20 protein-coding genes are annotated in these 17,777 nt (G+C 61.7%); 13 read left to right on the top strand and 7 right to left on the bottom strand.

Features of this window, described 5'->3' with window-relative positions:
• The first annotated feature begins 156 nt into the window (after positions 1–156).
• Complete coding sequence (locus tag HU770_RS21145; RefSeq protein ID WP_186665323.1) at positions 157–501, top strand: helix-turn-helix domain-containing protein; 345 nt, start codon at positions 157–159, stop codon at positions 499–501.
• On the top strand, positions 501–1,715 hold the full coding sequence (locus HU770_RS21140) for a type II toxin-antitoxin system HipA family toxin (RefSeq protein WP_186665321.1): 1,215 nt from the start codon (positions 501–503) through the stop codon (positions 1,713–1,715). The genes HU770_RS21145 and HU770_RS21140 overlap by 1 nt, the downstream gene beginning before the upstream one ends.
• 97 nt (positions 1,716–1,812) lie before the next feature.
• Here HU770_RS21140 and HU770_RS21135 read toward each other — a convergent pair whose 3' ends face one another.
• The 4 genes from HU770_RS21135 to HU770_RS21120 form a co-directional block, all read right to left on the bottom strand.
• Positions 1,813–3,051, bottom strand: a complete 1,239-nt coding sequence (locus tag HU770_RS21135; protein WP_186653272.1) for an MgtC/SapB family protein — start codon at positions 3,049–3,051, stop codon at positions 1,813–1,815.
• Positions 3,051–3,857, bottom strand: a complete 807-nt coding sequence (locus tag HU770_RS21130) for a helix-turn-helix domain-containing protein (RefSeq protein WP_186665319.1) — start codon at positions 3,855–3,857, stop codon at positions 3,051–3,053. The genes HU770_RS21135 and HU770_RS21130 overlap by 1 nt, the downstream gene beginning before the upstream one ends.
• Position 3,858: 1 nt before the next feature.
• A complete protein-coding gene (locus HU770_RS21125; RefSeq protein WP_186653269.1) occupies positions 3,859–4,047 on the bottom strand; it encodes a hypothetical protein in 189 nt (62 codons plus the stop codon).
• An 81-nt stretch (positions 4,048–4,128) separates the two neighbouring features.
• Positions 4,129–5,202, bottom strand: coding sequence for an NAD(P)-dependent alcohol dehydrogenase (locus HU770_RS21120; protein WP_186653267.1), 1,074 nt, complete (start codon positions 5,200–5,202; stop codon positions 4,129–4,131).
• 191 nt (positions 5,203–5,393) lie between these two features.
• Between HU770_RS21120 and HU770_RS21115 the strand changes: the two genes are divergently transcribed.
• Complete coding sequence (locus HU770_RS21115) at positions 5,394–6,320, top strand: universal stress protein (protein ID WP_186665317.1); 927 nt, start codon at positions 5,394–5,396, stop codon at positions 6,318–6,320.
• Positions 6,321–6,346: 26 nt separating this feature from the next.
• Here the strand turns inward: HU770_RS21115 and HU770_RS21110 are convergent, their stop codons facing one another.
• Entirely contained in the window at positions 6,347–6,895 is a 549-nt protein-coding gene (locus HU770_RS21110) for a GNAT family N-acetyltransferase (protein ID WP_186665315.1), read from the bottom strand.
• Positions 6,896–7,079: 184 nt separating this feature from the next.
• Here HU770_RS21110 and HU770_RS21105 point away from each other — a divergent pair, with 184 nt between their 5' ends.
• The 3 genes from HU770_RS21105 to HU770_RS21095 are packed head-to-tail and all read left to right on the top strand — an operon-like array spanning position 7,080 to position 10,046.
• Positions 7,080–8,006 (top strand): universal stress protein, encoded by a 927-nt coding sequence (locus HU770_RS21105; protein ID WP_186665313.1) that lies wholly within the window; start codon positions 7,080–7,082, stop codon positions 8,004–8,006.
• On the top strand, positions 7,997–9,364 hold the full coding sequence (locus tag HU770_RS21100) for an MBL fold metallo-hydrolase (RefSeq protein ID WP_186665311.1): 1,368 nt from the start codon (positions 7,997–7,999) through the stop codon (positions 9,362–9,364). The genes HU770_RS21105 and HU770_RS21100 overlap by 10 nt, the downstream gene beginning before the upstream one ends.
• Positions 9,365–9,383: 19 nt before the next feature.
• The gene (locus HU770_RS21095) at positions 9,384–10,046 is read left to right on the top strand and encodes a hypothetical protein (RefSeq protein ID WP_186653667.1); all 663 of its coding nucleotides are present in this window, start codon (positions 9,384–9,386) and stop codon (positions 10,044–10,046) included.
• On the opposite strand, the gene HU770_RS21090 is transcribed toward HU770_RS21095, so the two are convergent.
• Entirely contained in the window at positions 10,025–10,594 is a 570-nt protein-coding gene (locus tag HU770_RS21090) for a GNAT family N-acetyltransferase (RefSeq protein ID WP_033697883.1), read from the bottom strand. The two genes, HU770_RS21095 and HU770_RS21090, sit on opposite strands and share 22 nt — an antisense overlap.
• Positions 10,595–10,702: 108 nt before the next feature.
• On the bottom strand, positions 10,703–11,128 hold the full coding sequence (locus HU770_RS21085) for a potassium channel family protein (RefSeq protein ID WP_033697881.1): 426 nt from the start codon (positions 11,126–11,128) through the stop codon (positions 10,703–10,705).
• 237 nt (positions 11,129–11,365) lie between these two features.
• On the opposite strand from HU770_RS21085, the gene HU770_RS21080 reads away from it, so the two are divergent.
• From HU770_RS21080 to HU770_RS21050, 7 genes are read left to right on the top strand one after another with little or no spacing between them, the layout of a single operon-like run.
• Positions 11,366–12,043 carry a thermostable hemolysin gene (locus tag HU770_RS21080; protein ID WP_186653247.1) on the top strand — a complete coding sequence of 226 codons (678 nt, stop codon included), beginning with the start codon at positions 11,366–11,368 and terminating at the stop codon, positions 12,041–12,043.
• Positions 12,033–13,496, top strand: coding sequence for an AMP-binding protein (locus HU770_RS21075; protein ID WP_186665309.1), 1,464 nt, complete (start codon positions 12,033–12,035; stop codon positions 13,494–13,496). Before HU770_RS21080 ends, HU770_RS21075 begins: the two co-directional genes overlap by 11 nt.
• An 8-nt stretch (positions 13,497–13,504) precedes the next feature.
• On the top strand, positions 13,505–14,185 hold the full coding sequence (locus HU770_RS21070; RefSeq protein WP_186665307.1) for an iron-containing redox enzyme family protein: 681 nt from the start codon (positions 13,505–13,507) through the stop codon (positions 14,183–14,185).
• The gene (locus tag HU770_RS21065) at positions 14,172–14,978 is read left to right on the top strand and encodes an SDR family oxidoreductase (RefSeq protein WP_186653236.1); all 807 of its coding nucleotides are present in this window, start codon (positions 14,172–14,174) and stop codon (positions 14,976–14,978) included. Before HU770_RS21070 ends, HU770_RS21065 begins: the two co-directional genes overlap by 14 nt.
• Positions 14,975–15,616, top strand: a complete 642-nt coding sequence (locus HU770_RS21060; RefSeq protein WP_186653233.1) for a hypothetical protein — start codon at positions 14,975–14,977, stop codon at positions 15,614–15,616. Before HU770_RS21065 ends, HU770_RS21060 begins: the two co-directional genes overlap by 4 nt.
• A 2-nt stretch (positions 15,617–15,618) precedes the next feature.
• Positions 15,619–16,281 (top strand): response regulator, encoded by a 663-nt coding sequence (locus HU770_RS21055; RefSeq protein WP_033697875.1) that lies wholly within the window; start codon positions 15,619–15,621, stop codon positions 16,279–16,281.
• Positions 16,278–17,639, top strand: a complete 1,362-nt coding sequence (locus HU770_RS21050) for an ATP-binding protein (protein WP_186665305.1) — start codon at positions 16,278–16,280, stop codon at positions 17,637–17,639. Before HU770_RS21055 ends, HU770_RS21050 begins: the two co-directional genes overlap by 4 nt.
• Positions 17,640–17,777 lie beyond the last annotated feature (138 nt).

The raw sequence follows: 17,777 nt of genomic DNA, 5'->3' as shown, positions 1-17,777 counted from the left end.
TCACCGACAGGTGACCATCAGCAATCTATAACGTCAATCGTGGTGCCCCTTATTAGAGTTAAAGCTTACGATTTCGAGCTTTATGTTCATCGTAACAAACCGTAATGCGTGCTATGGTTTGCCTTATGAGACTTAATGTTAGTACTGGTAGACTTTATGGATGACTTTTTCCCTGTCGCCTGCGTCGATACTCTTAATAAAATAGGGCTTCTGGTGAAGGCAAGGCGCCTGTCGCTCGGTTTGCGTCAAACAGACCTCACGGCAGCAATCGGCGTCTCCGCGCATACCCTTCGCAAGATCGAAGGCGGCTCCGCACGCGTGGACCTGCGTTCTTTCATGCTGGTGTTATGGCGCCTGGGCATCAGCGACACGGTCTTCGCCTCGCTGGAGGGCATTGAAAAAACCTCCCAGATCACCCGCTTCAGTGATGACGACGATGGCCACCAGCGCCTCGCATCCCGCCGCGTGCGGCTGGCAAAACCCAAGCCCGAGGAATTCTGATGTCCCGTGCCTACATCTATATGGAGCACCCCGAGACGGGTGAGGTCATCACCCTTGGCCGGCTGACCCTCAAAGGCAAGCTTGGTGAGTTCCTCTATGCGCCTGACCATGTGGCGCAGGGCGGCTGGGTACCCGACCCCATCAATTACCCCCTGCGTGCCGAGCCCTACACGGGGATCGCCAAGAACCGCGGCATACCCGGCTTCATCAATGACGCCATGCCTGATGGCTGGGGCGAGCGGCTGCTGCATAGGGCGTACGGCCAGGAACTGGGCACCCTCGATTTCTTGCTCAAGTCACCGAACAACGACCGCGTCGGCAACCTGATGGCCGGCGGCGCAACCACGCCCGCACCTGGCCTGGGCGACGGCGCGGTACCCACCTTGAAAGGCCTGGCGAAATTCGTCGCCGCGTGCGAGGCGGTGTACGACGGCCAGCTCGACGCCGAGTCGGTAGCAACCCTCAACGTCCGCCAACAGCGTTCCGCCCTGGGCGGCGCGCGCCCCAAACGCACGCTGCAGGACAACGGCATGCTGATCCTGGCCAAGCCCCGTGATCGCTACGACCACTACGACCTGCCCTCCATCGAATATGCCTGCATGACCTTTGCAGCAGGGCAGGGTTTGAACGTGGCAAAAACCGCGCTGCATGCCGAAAACCCTTCAACCTTGCTGATCGAACGCTTCGACCGCACGCCAATTGCGCAGGGCGCCCGGCGCATTCCCATGCTCAGCGCATTGACCCTGCTGGATTCAGAATGGAACGGCGCACACCATCGGGATTGGCGCTACGCCGCCGTAGCCGATGAAATGCGCCGGCGGGGCGTGCCCGATGCTGATCTGCAGGAGCTGTTCAAACGCATGTGCTACAACGCTCTGGTGGGGAACTCTGACGACCATCCACGCAACCATGCAGTGATCTGGGTGGCAGGCGGGTGGCGTCTGTCGCCGATGTACGACGTACTGCCCATGCTCGAAGAAGGGCCGGCACAAACCTTGGCCATGGCTGTTGGCCGTGAGGGCAGCCAGATCAGTCGCGCAAACCTGCTCAGCCACCACGCTCACTTTGCCCTGACGCGGGAGCAGGCCGAGCAATTACTGGAAGAAGTGGCGGGCTGGGAGCCGGCATTGAAGGCGCATTACCAGCATTTGCTTGCGGGGGAAGACCTGAGGATGGCGTGTGAGGCGGTGAGTTCGGTGCGGATGCTCAGTTGAGCGAGTACGGACTGTTTAATCATTAAAAAACCCAGCAGCAGGTACCTGGCTTAGCATTTTCGGCGCGCGCCAAACGGTAGCTGTTCGGACTGATGTATCAGATCAACAACGCAAGCCATAGCGTGCCAAGAATGACGAGCTGAGCCGGAATGAGGTGGCGAGCGAACGAAGATCCGCCGCCGCTCCATGCCAGTACGCATTTGGTCACGGTATTCCCTGTGAGCGCCATCATTGCCGGTAACATCAGGTCGGCACTTTTCAGCTGGCCTGCAGCAACGAGCGAAGCGACCGAAGCAGTTGCGGCATGCGCATCGCCCAAGCCACTGATAAAGGCAGCAATGCTGACCCCCTTGTGACCAAGGTGCTCGAGCAGAAACGCCGAAAACAATGCAATGCAGGTAATCGCTAGCGTGATGAGCAGTGCTGTGAACAGGCTGAAAGCACCGCTGCCAGGCTTGGTCGTGGGGCCGGCTGGCACAGGGCGCCAAGGCGCCAGCAACAGCACGCCGTAAATGAGCGTGACCAGTATACCGAGACCTATAGATGGCCAGAAAGGGCGCAGCAAGCGCACGTCGACAACGCCAAGCACCAAACCAAACTGGACAAGGGTGGCGAGGTTGGACAGCACCGCCGCAGCGGCGAACGCGCGCATGAACGTGTCCTGCTTTCGTGCTTGATGGCCAAGCACGGCAATGGTCGCCGAGCCAGAGGCAAACCCGGATGCGATCGCACTCAGGGCCAAGCCATAGCGTGGCCCCAGCAGGCGCATGGCGATATGCCCTAGCGCACCGACTGCCATCAGTAACACGACCAGCGTGCAGATCACCCGCGGGTTCAGTACCCCGTAGGGGCCAATGAACCGGTCCGGCGTCAACGGCAGCACAACCAGCGCTACTGTGAGGAGCAACAAGCCATCGCGCAGTTCGGCCTCGCTTAGTTGCTGCAGCACGAAACGATGAAGCTCACGCCTGAGGGCCAGCAGTATGGTGAGTACGATACCGATGGCGGTTGCCAGTTCGGGGTGTTCGACTGTCAGGCCTCCCAACACCAACACCAGCAGCAAGGCGATTGCGCTTGTAATGTCCGAATCTTCGTCGGGTTTTGTGCGGTGGTAAATGGCCAACAGCAGCGCTATGCCCACCAATGCAACGCCGACCAGAACCGGGCCAGCCATTACATGGCAGACATAGCCCATCAGGGCGGTGATTGCGAAGGTTCTCAAACCCGCTGCGGCGGGAGCCTCACTGTTGACCTTCTTGCGCTCCCGCTCAAGGCCAACCAGCATGCCGATGCCCAATGCCACGGCCCCGTGAGCCAAGTTCACCAGGTCGAGCATCAGGTCTGCACCGGGGCGATGGCAAAGCTGCCTTGGGAACCCAGTTCGAGCGCGATCAGCGCTGGCATGTCGAGGATCTCCACCCGCCGGCCGTGCAGGTTGACGATACCCAAACCGCGTAAGTGAGCGACCGAGCGGCATATGGTTTCCAGGCGCAGCCCGAGGTAGGAGGCGATGTCTTCGCGAGACATGCGCAACACGAAACCTTGGGATGAATAGCCGCGGCTGACGAAGCGGCGGGAAAGGCTCAGCAGGAAACTGGCAAGCCGCTGCTCGGCAGAGAGGTTGCAGAGCATCAGCACGCGCTCATGCTCGCGGATAATCTCCCGGCTCATTAGGCGGTTCAAGCTCTGTTGCAGCGCGGGGAAATCACGCGCCAGGGCTTGCAGGCGATGATAGGGCACCGGGCACACTTCGCTGTCTTCCAGGGCGATGGCATCACAGACATGAAGCTCGGTGGCTATGGCATCTAGCCCCATTACGTCCCCTGGCATCCAGAAGTTGATGATCACACCCTGACCTTCGGCGTTGTTCAGGTTCGTTTTGAAGCTGCCTGAGTGCACTGCATACAGGCTACTCAAGGGCACATTTGCGTTGAACAGCGCAGCCCCCTTCCTGACCCGGATACGAGGGCCGATCAGTGTGCCGAAATAACTGTTGCATTGCATGGGCAAACCCGTGGGCAAACACAAGCCGCTGACCCGGCACTCACTGCACGGGCATGTCAGTGGTTTGAAATGAACGGGCCGTGGTTTGCACGTTGGTGCAGGCTGCCCGAGCAGCTGAAAGTCGGTCAGGCCCGACATTTCATGCCTCCTTCGCAGGTCTGAAAGCGACGGTGGTGATCTTGTACAGTGAATGAGGCGCGTTGAGGCGGGCGGTCAGCACGCCCACGAACCGTTCGGCTTCTATGGGTGTTCTGAAACTCACCCGCCACTCGTCCATGTGTACCCACCAGCGATTGTCGTTGGCGCTTTTCTCGACGTAGACGTTCATCGGAACCTCCAGTGCATGCATGAGCAAGGGACTGCCTATCGATAGGGGGCAATGGCGTCCTTGCCGACGGCGTGGCGAGGTTCAGGGCGTGATCGCCACCTTCATCACGCCGTCGCGCTGGTTGGCGAACAATTCGTAGGCAGCTTCGATATCATCGAGCCGGAAACGGTGGGTGACCAAGGGGGAAACGTCGACGCGGCCACTGGCAACCACCGCCATCAACCGGCGCATCCGCTCTTTGCCGCCGGGGCACAGTGTGCTCACGATGCGGTAATCGCCAAGGCCGGCAGCGTATGCATCCACGGGGATGCGCAGGTCGGCGTTGTACACGCCCAGGCTGGACAACGTGCCGCCGGGGCGCAGCACCCGCAGTGCCCATTCGAAGGTGGCCTGGGTGCCTAGCGCTTCGATGGCTACATCTACGCCACGGCCATCGGTCAGCGCCATGATCTGCGCCACCACGTTGCCTTGCTTGAAGTCGACTACGTGTGAAGCCCCCATTTCGCGTGCCACGCTGATGCGCGCCGCCACGGTGTCCACGCCGATGATGGTGGTGGCGCCCAGCATTTTGGCGCCGGCGACCGCGCACAGGCCGATCGGGCCCAGGGCGAACACGGCGACGGTATCGCCGATTGTCACGCCCCCGCGTTCTGCACCGGAAAAGCCAGTGGACATGATATCGGGGCACATCAGCACGTGTTCATCGTTGAGGCTGTCAGGAATGGGGGAGAGGTTGGCCATCGCGTCCGGCACCCGCACGTATTCAGCTTGGCAACCGTCAATGACATTGCCGAACTTCCAGCCACCGATGGCCTTGAAACCATGCGCCGTTCCGGCGCCGTCCTGTGCGCCACAGCCACACAGGCAGGCATTGCTGTAGCCGCTTGGGGTGATGGCGCCAGCGATGACGCGTTGCCCTTCGTGGAATCCGCGAACCTCTGAGCCCAGTTTTTCGATGACACCCACTGGCTCGTGGCCGACGGTCAGCCCTTTGGCCACTGGATACTCGCCACGCAGGATATGCACATCGGTGCCACAGATCGTCGTGGTGCTGATGCGCATCAGCGCATCTAGCGGGCCGATCTCAGGGATGGGCTTGTCTTCCAGCACGATGCGGTTCTTTTCGACATAAATGGCCGCTTTCATGAGTGCCATGGCATGCCTCCGGGGCATCGCTGATTGTTAGCAGCGTGCGCCTAAAAAGCGTGTAAGTCTTGATCCGTGTCAATTTTGCGTCAAACGGCGGCAGCCGTTGATCAGTGCCCTCTGACTTTTGATAAACATCAAACCGCACAGGCGCCGCTGTCAGATCATCAAGGTACTCATCGAGCCCGCAGAGGTGTGCCATGACCAACCCGCAACGACTTCTTCTGATCGCATCGCCCTTGATGCGCCGCACGCCGGTGTATGACCGTGCGGCGGCCCTGGCCAAAGCCAAGGGTATGCCATTGCACATCGTCGCCTTTGACTACCTTGAGGGCCTGGCCACTGCCGGCCTGGTCAACGACCAGGCGTTGGCGGTCATGCGTGAGGGCTATGTTCAGCAACACCGTGCCTGGCTGGAAACCCAGGCACTGTCGATGCGCCGCAACGGCGTGACAGTAACCACGGAGGTTTTGTGGGTGCAAAATCCGCTGGACGAGATCCAGGTGCATCTGCGTGAGCAGCCGTTCGCCCTGCTGATCAAGGGGCTGGAGCATGAGCCGTGGTGGATGCGAGCCATGTTCACCTCGCTCGACGTGCAGTTACTGCGCGACACCCGAATTCCCCTACACCTTGTACACAACGCCAGCAATGCCCTGCCGCGGCGGATACTTGCAGCGGTTGACCTTTCTCGCCCGGAGGACCAGTTCGAAGGCTTCAACGACCATATCATCAGCGAAGCTCTCAAGATGGCCTTGCAATGCAACGCCCAGATCGAACTGCTGTATGCCTACGATATGAGTTCCATGTACCTGGACACCGAAGGCAGTCGGGAACATTCATTCCTGTTCGATTCGAACCTGTCACGGACACTTCACGAGGCTCAGGCCGATGCCTTCCAGGCATTGGCCGAACGCAACGGGATCCCCGCCGAGCACCGCCACATGCGGGTGGGGGACCCGACCAAGGTGCTGGCGCTGTTCATGGACAACAACGATATCGATGTGCTGGTGATGGGGAGCTACCACCATCATGGTATCGGCTGGTTTATCGGCAGTACGGCCGAGCGCATCCTGCATCGGCTCAGCAGCAGTGTTCTGGTGATCTCGCCCGAGCATTCGCAAGGTTGAAGTGCAAGGCCCGCAAGGGCCTTGTTTCAGGCGCGCAGGTCAAGCTCATGGAGGATTTCGCTGACATCGCCGCCCAGGTAGCGCGAACTGAAGCCCAGCGCCTTGGTCAGCCGGTGCATGGCGTAGTTGCTCGACAGGTCCCTGGACACCATGCACTGGTAGCCATTGCGCCGAGCTGCTTCGATCAGGTGCTGCAGCAACAGCTTGCCCAGCCCTTTGCGTTGCCATTGTTCACTGACAGCGACGGCACATTCGCAATTGTGGCTACCCGGGGTCGCGGCATAGCGGCTTACGCCAAGCTGATGCAGCTGGCCATTCGCATGGGCCAGCGCTACGTAGGCCATGCGCTGGTGACCGTCAACCGGCATCAACTGCGCGTCAAGGCCGGGCAAGCCACCGCTGAGTCCGGCGAGAAAACGAAAACGCCGGGCCTCATGGCTGATCGTGCTCACAAAGCGTCTGTCCCGTTCGTGATCATCATCGCGCAGCGGGCGAATCAGCACGGCTGTGCCGTCAGCAAGGGTGTCTACCCAGTGTTCGCTTGTGTCTTCGGTTTCCAGCAACTGATTGTTCATAGGGCCTCCAGAGGGCCTGATCAACGTGGGCTGTACTGGTTGTACCGTGAGGCGTCGGTACGGTTCTGACATTGATCAAGTTGGTGCGCGGGTGATGACTTTCTGATCTGCATCAAGCGCTGAAGGGTAGGGCGCTCGAAGATCGGTGCTACTTGCCATCGCCGCGTGCGGCCGGAGGTTTCCCATGGGTCAGTATCGACAACTGCTGGTGCTGCTTACAGACATAGACCCGCACTCGGCGGCTCTGCGCCGGGCACTTGCCCTGGCGCAGGTCAGCGGCGCAGCGGTGCATATCGTTGGGCTGTTCGAGCCGTACGAGGCGCATTCTTTACACCAGGAGCGGCTGAACGAAGCCGAGCTGCAGCGCCAATACGGGCTCTATCGCAAGCAGCTTGTGGAACTGGTCGAACATCACCGGTCCAGTAATACCTATCTGACGGTGGATATCGTCAAGGCAGAAGACCTGCGCGACCAGGCAGCCGACTACATCCGCGAGCTCAAGCCCGATATGGTCATCAAGGACACCGAAACAACACCGGCACTGGCCCGGTTTTTCGGCACGCCGCTGGACTGCGCGCTGATGCGATCGTACCAAGGCTTGATGCATTTCGTGCCCCGGGCAGCCGCGTCCTTGCCCAAACGCATACTGATAGCCGTGGACACCGCCTTGCACGATGAACCCGATGCCCAGATGCTATTCAATCGCGCCCTCATCCGGGCAGCCGATGCGCTGGCGCTGCAATGCGATGCGCAGTTGCACCTGCTCTCGGCATATGACCTGGTTGGTGTGTTTGCCCCGGACATGCTGGTTGCGCAGACCTGGGTCGAGGAGATGCGTGATGCCTTGCAGGTGTCCTTCGATGCATTGGCCGATGCCGAAGGTGTGCCCCTCGATTGCCGGCATTTCAAGGAAGGCGGGGCAGTGCACGTGATCCGGGAGCAGGTAGCGGCCCTAGATATCGACGTACTGGTCCTGGGGGTAGTGCAGCCCAAGGGTTTGAGCAAGCTGCTGGGCGACACCACCGAACGTATGGTGAGCGATCCACCGTGCAGCGTGCTGACCGTTCATCCCTGCGTGATCGACACCTGGGAGCCACCGCCATGCAACTGACCTTTTTCGGCGGTACGGGCACGGTGACGGGCAGCAAGTTCCTGCTGACGCGTGATTCGACACGGGTGCTGATCGACTGCGGGCTTTTCCAGGGCTACAAGCAACTGCGCTTGCGTAACTGGGAGCCACTGCCAGCGGCACTGCGTGCGGTCGATGCGGTGGTACTCACCCATGCCCACTTGGACCACAGCGGATACCTGCCGGTGTTGGCGCGCGAAGGCTTCTGCGGGCCTGTATATGCCACCCCTGCGACCTGTGCCCTGGCTGAAATCCTGTTGCTCGACAGCGCCCGGCTGCAGGAGGAGCAGGCCGAACATGCCAATCGTCATGGTTATTCCAAGCATTCGCCGGCCCGCCCCTTGTACACCGAGCAGGATGCCAAGCGCGCACTGCAGCTGTTCAGGCCCGTCGCGTTGCACCATCGCACCCAGATCGCGCCCGGTATCGAACTGTTGCTGCGCACGGCCGGGCACATTCTGGGCGCGGCGACCGTGCAACTGACGGTAGATGGCCAGACGCTGGTGTCATCAGGCGATCTGGGGCGGCCCCACGACCCCGTGATGCGCGCGCCCGAGCTGATCGGTGCGGCCGATGCGCTGCTGGTGGAATCGACCTATGGTGACCGTTCGCACCCTGCTCAGGCTCCGGAGCGTTACCTGGCCGATGTGATCAACCAGACCCTGCTGCGCCATGGCATCACGCTGGTACCGTCATTTGCCATTGGCCGTGCGCAACTGTTGATGTACTACCTGTACACGCTCAAGCGCGACGGGCTGATACCCGACATACCCGTGTATCTCAACAGCCCGATGGCGATGGATGCCACGGCCCTGTACCAGCAGTTCAGGCGTGAGCACCGCCTGACGGCGCTGGAGTGCGCGCAGATGTGCAAAGGCACACAGATCATCCGTACGGTCGATGAATCCAGGCACCTGGATCAGCTGCGCGAACCTGCGGTGATCATTGCCGCAAGCGGCATGGCCACGGGGGGGCGGGTGTTGCACCACCTCAAGGCGCTGGCGCCCAATCCTCATAACAGCATCCTGTTCTCCGGCTTTCAGGCAGGCGGTACTCGGGGTGCCGATATTGTTGCCGGCGCGCGCAGCGTGCGCCTGCATGGCGAAGATGTGCCGATCCGGGCGCAGGTCTTTGCCATGGACAACCTGTCGGCGCATGCCGATGCGGACGAAATCATGGAGTGGTTACGCGGGTTCACCCGGCCACCGCGGCAAACCTACGTCATTCATGGCGAACCGCATGCTGCGGACACCTTGCGTCGACGGATAAGCCTCGAGCTCGGCTGGCAGGTGTGCGTGCCCGAGCACCTGGAAACGGTTGCCATAGACCCTGTGCGCTAGCACGGTGCTGGAGGTTCTCATGAATATGCAAGCAAGGGCAAAGCTCAGGGCCTGGGTAACACGTCCCAGGGGCAGCCTTGGATGGATCGCGGCAATTGCCACGCTGGTGGTTGCCGCCTCGGTGTATCAGGTGCTGGGCCCGGCCTGGCGGCTGCCCATGCGTGCCCCGGTCATTGTGCTGGCAGTGCTGGCGCTGAGCGCGGCGGTCGGGTTGGCCGTGCAGCGCTGTTTCAAGGGCGCTGTGGGCGAGACCATTTTTTCCGAGCAGGGCACAGGTTGGCAAGCGAGGCTTGCCTTGATCCGGGGTGTGGCCAGAGAGTCGAACATTATGCTGGGCATGCTGCTACTGTTCGCCGTGCTGGGCATAAGCACACTCGTGCTCGCCAGCCGTTCCGTACAAGGCATTGTGAGCGGGTGCGAGACCCACTTGCAGGCACAGATTGATCTGCCAGAGGATCGAGCGTTCGCCGCACTGGTGGCCAAATCGGTCTGCCAGTGCCTGGCGCAAACGTTTCTGGATCGCAACGGCGTCATCCGGCTGGCCCTGTTCAATACGCCGTTGCTTGAAGTCAGGGCGTTCGAGGGGGTGACCGCGGCCGATGAGCGGCAGTGTCTGGAGCAACTGGACCTGCTGCCGGAGGCCACCGCTGCGGCATCGCCTCAGGCCAGCGAAAGCCGGTGAATCAACTGGCTTGGGTCATCCGGGTCTCTGGCGCTGGTAAACCCTGCTGCCTGAGCCAGGTCGCGCATCGCCACATTGGCCGCAGCGTCCATGGAATACATGTGCCGCAGGCCCTGGGCGCGTGCGTGGTCGATCAGGTGCTGGAGCAGCAATGTACCCAAACCGTGACGCTGCCAGCTATCGAGGACGGTGACGGCGCACTCGCATTCTTCACTACCCGATCGGGTCGCGTAACGGGAAATACCAACCTCCTGCAGTTCACCGTCGACATGGGCGAGGGCCACATAGGCCATATGCTGGTCGTGGTCGACGACCATCAGTTGATCCAGCATGGCTTCGCCAGGCTCCGTGAGTTGGCACAGGAAGCGGAAGTGGCGCGACTGTGGCGACAGGCGTTCGATAAAGTTCTTCTCGCGCTGGCGGTCTTTGGGCTGCAAAGGCCTGATCAGCACATGGGTGCCGTTGTCGAGCGCTTCGATCCAGTGTTCGCCGGTGGTGGCAGGAAATGACGCTGCGGCGTGGGGGCGGGGTGTTTCGGCGGATGCCATGGCAAGCCTCCTTATATTTGGGGGTGTACAAAGGAGGTACAGTTTCAACGCGGCGCCTTTTGCGTACTTGATAGTTGTCAATTGCCGCGCTGATTTCCCCACGCCTCGCTACTTGGTCTTCCAGTACTTCTGCATTTCCAGAAACAGAAAGGAGGCCGTCCAGGTGATCATCACCAGGCCCGTCAGCGCCTGCAGGCCTGTGAGGTATTTGAGGTCGCCACTTGGCGCGATATCGCCAAAGCCGATGGTGGTGTAGGTGGTAAATGAGAAGTACACGCAGTCCATGAATGTGCCATCGAAGTTGCCGCTCAGCGTACCCCAGCCTTTGGCATTGGCCATCAGGTAATAGGCCAGGGCAAAGCACCAGACTTCCAGTGCGTGGGCCGCCAACGCGCCGAACACTCCGATGACGATGCGAAACCGGCTCCAGAGCTTGAGCCGCGGTAGCCAGTCGTTCAGGCGTAGCAGGCATTCGTAATGAATCACCACCACCAGCATCACGACCAGCGCGTTGATCAGTGTGACGGTTAACATCGGTGGTTCCCCTGTGGCCCTGACAGAAGTTTGGCCGATAAAGGCCATCGTGTCGGTTCTACGCTTGAACATCACGGGGTGATTGATAAAGGTCAGTCAGTGGCCGCTCTTATCGCGCTGGCTTCTGTCTCCAACGATCAGCACGCGCCCTGCGACCAAGGTCGAATCCTTGACTTCAGATTCCCTTCAGATTGACCACTGATACTCACCCCATCAAGCCCAAACGGGGGGAGTTTCATGACCCAGTCTCAGTGGAGCAGCCTGCTCCCATTGCCTATCGGCAGCCACGTCGACAATCACGCCCACTTGTCGCTTCATCTGCACAAGGACCCTGGCCGCGATGAGCTGGAACACTTCATTCATCAGTGTTTTGCCAGCGTGCACCACGCTGATGTGCACCATTACCTCCCAGAACTGCTGGCGCTGCACGACAGCCATGGTCGGCTGGTTGCTGCCGCAGGCTTGCGCCCGGCCAGCAGCGGGCCGCTGTTTCTCGAGCACTACCTGGATGAGCCGCTGGAAGCTGCAGTTTCACGCGTAGCAGGCTGCCCCCTTGAGCGTGAGTGCATGGTCGAAGTCGGCAACCTGGCCTCGCTCAGTGCCGGTAGCGCGCGAATCATGATCATAGCGGTGACCTGGTTGCTGGCCACACGGGGCCTGAAGTGGGTGGCGTTCACCGGCGCGACGACGCTGATCAACAGTTTCCGGCGCCTGGGATTGGTGCCATCGGTACTGGCGTCGGCCGACCCGGCTCGGCTGAATGGGCAGGTGGACCAATGGGGTAACTACTACGCTCAGCATCCGCAAGTCTTTGCCGGCAGCATCGGTCATGGCTTCGATGCCTTGAGCAAGGCTGGAGTGTTCCAGCGCCTGGGATTGCCAACGGCCTTTCAGGAGGCTGGCCATGCCGCATGAACTGGAGCGCTTTCATCAACTGCTGGTCACGTTTGCCCGCGATCACGCTGACGCCATTGCCGTGCAAGGGGCGACCGAGCGCTTCACCTACAGGCAGTTGCTGGCAGAGGTGGGGTTACGCACCCACAGCTTGCGTACGTGTTCGCCAGGCCCTCTGGTACTGGCGCTGGATAACAGCCCGCAGTTGCTGTTCTGGGATTTGGCGGCGCTGTTTGCCGAGCGTCCCTGTGTAATCGTCCCGTCGTTCTTCAGTGTTGCCCAGTTCAGCCATTGCATTGAGCAGAGTGGTGCCAGCCATGTGCTGTGCGACCCGCAATGGCACGGTACGCTCGCCGAGCTGGGGTTCGCTCAGCAGGACGTGTTCTGGGTTCGCGAGGCAGAGCCCGCTGCAGCGCTGCCTGCCGGCACCGCCAAGATCACCTACACCTCCGGCAGTACGGGCAAGCCCAAAGGCGTGTGCCTGTCTGTCGAAGCCCTGTTGCGTGTCGCCCGGGAACTGGAGGTGGCCAGCCGGCCCTGTGAACCTCAGCGTTACCTGGCGGTGCTGCCGCTTGGTGTGCTGCTGGAAAACCTTGGGGTCTACGCCGCATTGATGGCCGGGGCGAGTCTGCTGCTGTACCCCCAGGCGCAACTGGGCATGGGCGGTGCAAGCCAGGTCGATTTCAAGCGCTTGCTGGGGGCTATCGCCCTGAGCGGCGCGCAGAGCCTGATTGTGGTGCCACAGCTGTTGATGGGGCTGATCACTGCCATCGAGCGCGGGCTGATGCAGGTGGGGGCGCTACGGTTCGTTGCGGTCGGCGGTGCCCGGGTGGCGCCCAGCTTGCTGGCCCGCGCCGAAGCGATCGGCCTGCCGGTGTTCGAGGGCTATGGCCTGTCCGAGTGCGCTTCGGTGGTGGCCTTGAACCAGCCGGGCGCAGCCCGCCGAGGCAGTGTCGGCAAACCGCTGCCCCATGTGCAGGTGCGTATCGCCGAGGACGGGGAGGTGCTGGTGGCGGGCTCGGTGTTGCTCGGCTATCTGGCGGAACCACCTGTTTGCGATAGCTGGTGGGCCACCGGCGACCTCGGCCATTTCGACGAGGAGGGCTACCTGTACCTCGATGGTCGCAAGAAACACCAGTTCATCACCAGCTTCGGGCGCAACGTCAACCCGGAGTGGGTGGAGGCCGAACTGACCCAGAGCGGCGTGATCGCCCAGGCGTTCGTGCATGGCGAGGCCCTGCCAAAGAACCTCGCATTGCTCTGGCCGCTGGACCCCGCTACCCCCGACACCCTCATCGACCAGGCTGTGCAGCATTGCAATGCCGTGCTGCCGGACTACGCCAGGGTCCATGCCTGGCGTCGCCTGCCGTGCCCCTTGTCCAGTACCGAAGACACCCTGACCGCCAATGGCCGCCCGCGCCGCGAGACCATCCTGCGGCGTTACCACTCCCTGTTATCCGATATCCCGTTGTGAGGTCTGCCATGTCCTTTTTCGATACCCTGCAAATGCAAACCAGCCAGGAGCGTCAGGCCCTGTTCGCCGTGCCGATCATACGCGATGCGTTGGCGGGGCACGTCAGCCTCGACAGCTATGTGGCCTTCCTGACCCAGGCATACCACCATGTACGCCATACCGTGCCGCTGATGATGGCGTGCGGGGCGCGCCTGCCTTCGCGCCTGGAATGGCTGCGCGGCGCCGTCTGCGAATACATCGAGGAAGAGTACGGCCACGAGCAGTGGATCCTCAATGACATCAATGCCTGCGGTGGCGACTGGGAAGCGGTACGTGACGGTCGCCCGGCACTGCCGATCGAGCTGATGGTCGCCTACCTTTACGACATCATCGCCCGCGGCAACCCGGTCGGGCTGTTTGGCATGGTAAATGTGCTCGAAGGCACCAGCATTGCCCTGGCCACCCAGGCCGCCGGCACGATCCAGAGCACGCTGGCGTTGCCCGACAGGGCCTTCAGCTACCTCAGCTCCCATGGCGCGCTGGACCAGGATCACATGGTCACCTACCGGCAGTTAATGGACCGCCTTGATGATGCTGACGACCAGCGGGCTGTGATCCAAGCGGCCAAAGTGGTTTACCGGCTGTATACCGATATGTTCCAGGGGCTGCCGCGTGCGGGCCTGCAAGAGGTGCGTCATGCGCTTGCCTGAGTGTGTAGTGATACTCACCGGCGCCAGCGGAGGCATCGGCCTGGAACTGGCCGAGCAGTTGTGCGCAGCCGGTGCCCGGGTACTGGCGGTGAGCCGGCAGATGGGCAAACTCGCCGGGTTGATGAACCGTTATCACGACAGGCTGCTCTGGCAGTCGGCCGATCTGCGCAGCCATGAGGGGCGCGAGCAGGTGCTTGCCCGTGCCCAGGAGATGGGCGGGGTCAACGTCCTGATCAATGCCGCGGGCGTGAACCGTTTTGCCCTGTTCGATCAGATCGACGAGCAGGCGCTGGACGAGTTGCTGGACATCAACCTCAAAGCCGCCCTGCAACTGACGCGTGTGTGCCTGCCGCTGCTGCGCGCACAACCCAGGGCACTGGTGGTCAACGTCGGTTCCACCTACGGCTCGATCGGCTACCCCGGCTATGCCACCTACTGCGCCAGCAAGTTTGCCCTGCGCGGCTTCTCGGAGGCGCTGCGCCGCGAGCTGGCCGATACCTCGGTGAATGTCATGTACGCCGCCCCCCGGGCAACACGCACCGCGATGAACAGCACCGCTGCCACGGCGCTCAACAAGGCCCTGAAAGTCGGCATGGACGACCCGGCAGATGTGGCCCGCGCTGTGCTCAAGGCCGTGCAGTCAGAGCGCAGGGAGCTTTACCTGGGCTGGCCGGAAAAGCTCTTCGTACGCATCAACGGCATGTTGCCCGGCGTGGTCGACCGTGCATTGCGCAAGCAACTGCCGGTGATCCGTCGTTACCTCGCTAGCCATTCCAAGGAGTCGATCAAATGAAACGTCTGTTCATCGCTGGCTTGCTGGCATTCGCACCGCTCACCTGGGCGCTGGACCAGGCCGGCAGCCAACAATTGGCTAACTTGCAGCAGCGCTGGGCGCAGATCCAGTACCAAACGCCTAAAGACAAACGCGCCGATGCGTTCGAGAAACTCGCAGCCGACGCTTCTACGCTGGTCCATCAGCATCCGGGCTCGGCCGAACCCTTGATCTGGGAGGGCATCATCAACAGCAGTTGGGCGGGTGCCATCGGCGGCCTGGGGGCGCTGGGCAAGGTCAAGTCGGCCAAGGCCAGCCTCGAAGAGGCGATGAAACTCGACCCTAATGCCCTGCAGGGCTCGGCTTATACCAGCCTGGGCACTTTGTACGACCAGGTGCCGGGCTGGCCCATCGGGTTCGGTGACAGCGACAAGGCAGACACTTTATTGCGCAAGGCGCTGCAAGTGAACCCCAACGGTATCGACAGCAATTACTTCTGGGCCGATCATCTGTTCCGGCAAAAACGCTACGCTGAAGCCACCGCCGCCCTGGAAAAAGCACGCCAGGCGCCGCCACGGCCAGGCCGCGAGCTGGCCGACCAGGGCCGGCGTGGCGATATCGATGCTTTACTCAAGGCCATCAAGGACAAACAGGACTGAACATGCGGCTGCTGCTGGTTGAGGATGATACCGCCCTGGGCGAGGGGATCTGCGACGGGTTGCGCCAGGAGGGCTACACCCTCGACTGGTTGCGCGATGGCCTGAGCGGGCTGCATGCCCTGCAACACGAAGTGTTCGACCTGGTGATCCTCGACCTCGGGCTGCCGCGGTTGGGCGGCATCGATCTGCTGCGACGGGTGAGGGCAGGGGGCAACAGCCTGCCGGTGCTGATCCTCACTGCCCGCGATGCGACCGAGGACCGTATCTCTGGCCTGGATGCCGGTGCCGACGACTACCTGGTCAAGCCTTTCGACCTCAACGAGCTCAAGGCTCGCCTGCGCGCCTTGCTCAGGCGCAGCGCCGGCCGGGCCAAGGTGCTCATCGAGCACGCAGGCGTAAGCCTGGACCCTGCCACTCAGCAGGTGCACTACAACGGTGTGCCCGTGATACTGACGCCCAAGGAGTATCGCCTGCTGCACGAGTTGCTGGCGCAACCGGGCAAGGTGTTCACGCGTGAGCGGCTGACCCAGCTGCTGTATGGCTGGGACGAGGAGCCTGAGAGCAACACGCTGGAAGTGAACATCTATCACCTGCGCAAGAAACTGTTCAACGGCCTGATCCGCACGGTGCGCGGTATCGGTTATCTGGTCGAGGGCAAGGTATGAGCTCGCTGCGCCAGCGCACGCTGTGGCGGGTGATGGTGCTGATGCTGCTCGGCACCGGCTTGTTGGCGTTGTACAACTATCACGACAGCCGACGCGAGATCAACGAAGTCTACGATGCTCACATGGCTCAGAATGCCCGGCTGTTGCAGGGAGTGATGAGCCTGCCGGTGCAGGATGGCAACCGCGAAAAGCTGTATCAGGCATTCGACGAGGCGTTGGGCAAGGCCGGGCGCCACCGTGTGGGCCACCCCTATGAGAGCAAGCTGGCGTTCCAGGTGTGGGGGGAGGGAGCACGGTTGCTGGTGCACACCCCCAGTGCACCGACCCTCGACGCACCGCCTACGGCGGCGGGCTTCTACGATTTTGCCAGCGGTGGCGAACAATGGCGCGGCTTTGTATTACCGGTACCCGAAAAACAGTGGGTGATCTGGGTGGGTGAGCGCGACGACGTGCGTTACGACCTGATCGACCGCATCGTACGCCATACCCTGTTCCCGTTCCTGCTCGGCAGCCTGGGCTTGGCGCTGTTGGTCTGGGCGGCCATCGGCTGGGGGTTGCGCCCGTTGCAGAACATGGCCGATGTGATTCGTGCGCGCCATGCCGACTCCCTCGAACCCCTGCAACTGGTGCCGTTGCCGACCGAGCTTGAGCCCATGCAGGCGGCTATCAATCGCCTGCTTGCGCAGATCGATGACCTGCTGCGGCGCGAGCATCGGTTCATTGCCGACGCCGCCCATGAGATGCGCACGCCCCTGGCGATCCTGCGCCTGCATGCGCAAAACGCACAGGCCGCCAGTACCGATGCCGAGCGGCAGAAAGCCCTGGGCTTTTTAATTGGCGGTGTCGACCGGCTGACCCGGGTGGTCAACCAGTTGCTGACCCTTGCCCGCGTCGAGCCGCGCCTCGGTCAGCGCGTCACCCGTGTCGACTTGGGCGAAGTGGTCACCGATGTGCTGGCGGATCTCACACCCTGGATACTGGATCGCGGCCTGGAGCCCTCGCTGGATCTCAGCGAAGGTGACCATGCCCTGATGATCGACTCCGGAGCGCTGGGCATCGCCTTGCAGAACCTGGTTTCCAATGCGGTAGAGCATTCACCGCCTGGCGGGCGTATCACGGTATCACTCAGGCGCCTGGCCAATCGCTTCGAACTGGTTGTCGAAGATGAAGGGCCAGGTCTAGACGAGGCGAATCTTGTGCGGGTATTCGAGCGCTTCTATAGCCGCAATAGCCCCAATGGCGCAGGGCTGGGGTTATCCATCGTGGCCACTATCGTCGAGCGGCTGGGGGGGCAGGTGCGCCTGGAAAACAGGGCCATTGGTGGGCTGGCTGCCATCGTGTCGCTTCCCTTGCAGTAAGCTGCCCGATATTGTCTCTAAGGCCCTTAGTGTGGTGTTTCACAAATACCACTGAAAATCTGAGCTAGGCTCTGTAGAAGCCAACTCTCCAAGGGCATCGACATGGGCCGACCAGCAACCGTCATTACCCTTTCCGAA

The sequence above is a fragment of the Pseudomonas sp. SWRI68 genome (genome assembly GCF_014269165.1).
GTDB classification, from domain to species: domain Bacteria; phylum Pseudomonadota; class Gammaproteobacteria; order Pseudomonadales; family Pseudomonadaceae; genus Aquipseudomonas; species Aquipseudomonas capeferrum.
The sequence above is the reverse complement of the archived record's forward strand: the minus strand, read 5'-3'. Positions and strand labels throughout refer to the sequence as shown.

Bases quoted from the DNA above. Each gene is read 5' to 3' on its own strand.
- HU770_RS21075 (WP_186665309.1), top strand. From the start codon at position 12,033: ATGCCGCATGAACTGGAGCGCTTTCATCAACTGCTGGTCACGTTTGCC.
- HU770_RS21115 (WP_186665317.1), top strand. From the start codon at position 5,394: ATGACCAACCCGCAACGACTTCTTCTGATCGCATCGCCCTTGATGCGC.
- HU770_RS21135 (WP_186653272.1), bottom strand. From the start codon at position 3,051: ATGCTCGACCTGGTGAACTTGGCTCACGGGGCCGTGGCATTGGGCATC.
- HU770_RS21100 (WP_186665311.1), top strand. From the start codon at position 7,997: ATGCAACTGACCTTTTTCGGCGGTACGGGCACGGTGACGGGCAGCAAG.
- HU770_RS21130 (WP_186665319.1), bottom strand. From the start codon at position 3,857: ATGTCGGGCCTGACCGACTTTCAGCTGCTCGGGCAGCCTGCACCAACG.
- HU770_RS21095 (WP_186653667.1), top strand. From the start codon at position 9,384: ATGAATATGCAAGCAAGGGCAAAGCTCAGGGCCTGGGTAACACGTCCC.
- HU770_RS21060 (WP_186653233.1), top strand. From the start codon at position 14,975: ATGAAACGTCTGTTCATCGCTGGCTTGCTGGCATTCGCACCGCTCACC.
- HU770_RS21085 (WP_033697881.1), bottom strand. From the start codon at position 11,128: ATGTTAACCGTCACACTGATCAACGCGCTGGTCGTGATGCTGGTGGTG.
- HU770_RS21145 (WP_186665323.1), top strand. From the start codon at position 157: ATGGATGACTTTTTCCCTGTCGCCTGCGTCGATACTCTTAATAAAATA.
- HU770_RS21055 (WP_033697875.1), top strand. From the start codon at position 15,619: ATGCGGCTGCTGCTGGTTGAGGATGATACCGCCCTGGGCGAGGGGATC.
- HU770_RS21140 (WP_186665321.1), top strand. From the start codon at position 501: ATGTCCCGTGCCTACATCTATATGGAGCACCCCGAGACGGGTGAGGTC.
- HU770_RS21120 (WP_186653267.1), bottom strand. From the start codon at position 5,202: ATGGCACTCATGAAAGCGGCCATTTATGTCGAAAAGAACCGCATCGTG.
- HU770_RS21050 (WP_186665305.1), top strand. From the start codon at position 16,278: ATGAGCTCGCTGCGCCAGCGCACGCTGTGGCGGGTGATGGTGCTGATG.
- HU770_RS21105 (WP_186665313.1), top strand. From the start codon at position 7,080: ATGGGTCAGTATCGACAACTGCTGGTGCTGCTTACAGACATAGACCCG.
- HU770_RS21065 (WP_186653236.1), top strand. From the start codon at position 14,172: ATGCGCTTGCCTGAGTGTGTAGTGATACTCACCGGCGCCAGCGGAGGC.
- HU770_RS21080 (WP_186653247.1), top strand. From the start codon at position 11,366: ATGACCCAGTCTCAGTGGAGCAGCCTGCTCCCATTGCCTATCGGCAGC.
- HU770_RS21090 (WP_033697883.1), bottom strand. From the start codon at position 10,594: ATGGCATCCGCCGAAACACCCCGCCCCCACGCCGCAGCGTCATTTCCT.
- HU770_RS21070 (WP_186665307.1), top strand. From the start codon at position 13,505: ATGTCCTTTTTCGATACCCTGCAAATGCAAACCAGCCAGGAGCGTCAG.
- HU770_RS21125 (WP_186653269.1), bottom strand. From the start codon at position 4,047: ATGAACGTCTACGTCGAGAAAAGCGCCAACGACAATCGCTGGTGGGTA.
- HU770_RS21110 (WP_186665315.1), bottom strand. From the start codon at position 6,895: ATGAACAATCAGTTGCTGGAAACCGAAGACACAAGCGAACACTGGGTA.